General features: G+C 60.5%; 2 protein-coding genes. Both read left to right on the top strand.

All coding sequences use genetic code 11. The features are described 5' to 3' along the window. A partial coding sequence (locus J5Y17_RS19065; RefSeq protein WP_219787434.1) for a CoA transferase subunit A occupies nucleotides 1-648 on the top strand: 648 nt, incomplete at its 5' end. Beyond that, the coding region (locus tag J5Y17_RS19070; protein ID WP_219787435.1) for a 3-oxoacid CoA-transferase subunit B at nucleotides 648-1,236 on the top strand (589 nt) is incomplete at its 3' end. The genes J5Y17_RS19065 and J5Y17_RS19070, both read left to right, overlap by 1 nt.

The following is a 1,236-nucleotide window of genomic DNA, read 5'->3' on the forward strand; positions in this document are numbered from 1 at the left end:
ATGCTGATCGCCGCGGGCGGTTTCGGCCTTTGCGGCATCCCTGAGCTGTTGATCGACGCCATCGTCGAGAGCGGCGTCAAGGACCTGACCGTGGCCTCTAACAACGCAGGCGTCGACGGGTTCGGTCTCGGCAAGCTGTTGGAGACCCGCCAGATCCGGAAAATGATGTCCTCCTACGTGGGCGAAAACGCGGAATTCATGCGCCAATACCTCTCCGGCGAGTTGGAATTGGAGTTCAACCCGCAAGGCACGTTGGCCGAGCGCATGCGCGCAGGCGGCGCGGGCATTCCGGGGTTTTACACCAAAACCGGCGTCGGCACCGTGATCGCCGAGGGCAAAGACCACAAAGACTTCAACGGCGAGACCTACATCATGGAAGAGGGCATTTTCGCCGATCTTTCTATCGTGAAGGCCTGGAAAGCCGACGAGACCGGCAACGCGATTTTCCGCAAAACCGCGCGCAACTTCAATCCGCCGGCCGCGATGTGTGGAAAAATTTGCGTGATGGAAGTCGAGGAGATTGTGCCGACAGGCTCGCTTGATCCCGATCACATCCACATGCCCGGCGTCTATGTGCACCGCATCATTCAGGGCGAACACGAAAAGCGTATTGAACAGCGCACAACGCGGCAGAGAGCGGAGGCGTAATCATGTGGGATCGCAATCAAATGGCCGCACGCGCGGCACAGGAGTTGGAAGACGGCACCTATGTGAACCTCGGGATCGGGATTCCGACCTTGGTGCCGAACTTCATCCCGGAGGGCGTTTCGGTGACGCTTCAGTCGGAGAACGGCATGCTCGGCATGGGCCCGTTTCCCTATGAGGGCGACGAGGATCCGGACCTGATCAACGCCGGTAAGCAGACCATCACGGAGCTGCCCAACACGGCCTATTTCGACAGCTCGTTCAGCTTTGGCATGATCCGTGGCGGCAAGATCGCCATGGCGATTCTGGGCGCGATGGAGGTCGACGAGAAGGGTGATCTGGCGAACTGGATGATCCCGGGCAAGCTCGTGAAGGGCATGGGTGGCGCGATGGATCTGGTCGCGGGCGTGGGCCGCGTGGTGGTGGTGATGGATCACACCAACAAGCACGGCGAGTCGAAGCTTTTGAAGGAATGCACCCTGCCGCTGACCGGCCAGGGCGTGGTGGATCGGGTGATCACCAACCTGGGCGTTCTGGACGTGGTCGAAGGCGGCTTGAAGATCGTGGAGCTGGCCGATGGGGTCACGGAAG

The sequence above is a fragment of the Celeribacter sp. PS-C1 genome, from assembly GCF_019429625.1.
Classification (GTDB): domain Bacteria; phylum Pseudomonadota; class Alphaproteobacteria; order Rhodobacterales; family Rhodobacteraceae; genus Celeribacter.